Genomic DNA, 725 nt, shown 5'->3' with positions numbered 1-725 from the left:
TATTAATAATATTTGGAAAAATATTATTATGTTTACTTAATAAATTACATATTACATTTTTTCGGTAATAGTTTAAAGATATTTTTGGAGATTAAAAGAAAAAAACATGTAAGGTGAGTGATTTTTGGTATCTTCCTAAAAGAAAAAGCAGGCTTAAGCCTGCTTCTATAGCCTTAAAGGCTACTATATCGTTAAGAAATACGTATTAGGTTTTGTAAAGATCTTTGATGTAGATTTTGAAATTGTTGAACAGCTTCTGTCATGGATGCTGTGTTCAATTTCTTTAAGATGCCTTTTCTTTGATTCTTAATGGTACTTTCTTCTTTATGGAGAATTTCTTGTATTTCTGAAAGAGAATGACCATCAATAGCAAGAGCAAAGACTTCTTGTTCTGCTTGTGTGAATTGGTTCATGAATACCTTCTCTTTAAGGATTTTACATTCTTCTTCTACACTCTTCAGTCGAGCAACTTCATCAACTAAATCAGAAGCTACACTTAAGATATTTTCAATACCCATTAATAGTTTTTCGCTTTGATCCATGATAAGACCCTCCTATTTTTTGAGGGCAACCCATGTTATAATAAAAGTCCTTACAAGTTTTTTACATGGGGTGCTTTCCTAGCCGGGAAAGTGCCCTTTTTCATTTTATTTAGTTTGGACTTGCAGTTAATTGTTTGGATCACCTCCTTAATTATCATCTTCTTGCTCTTGTGAGGCTAATGA

General features: G+C 31.7%; 1 protein-coding gene. It reads right to left on the bottom strand.

The genetic code is table 11. From position 1 onward, the window contains the following. Positions 1-191: 191 nt before the first annotated feature. A complete protein-coding gene (locus ACFVTF_RS38545) occupies positions 192-542 on the bottom strand; it encodes a LuxR C-terminal-related transcriptional regulator (protein ID WP_387818877.1) in 351 nt (116 codons plus the stop codon). Between the last annotated feature and the right edge of the window lie 183 nt (positions 543-725).

The sequence above is a fragment of the Kitasatospora sp. NPDC057940 genome (assembly GCF_042887425.1).
Classification (GTDB): domain Bacteria; phylum Actinomycetota; class Actinomycetes; order Streptomycetales; family Streptomycetaceae; genus Kitasatospora.
Note: the sequence above shows the minus strand (reverse complement) of the source record. Positions and strands in the feature narration are given on the sequence as shown.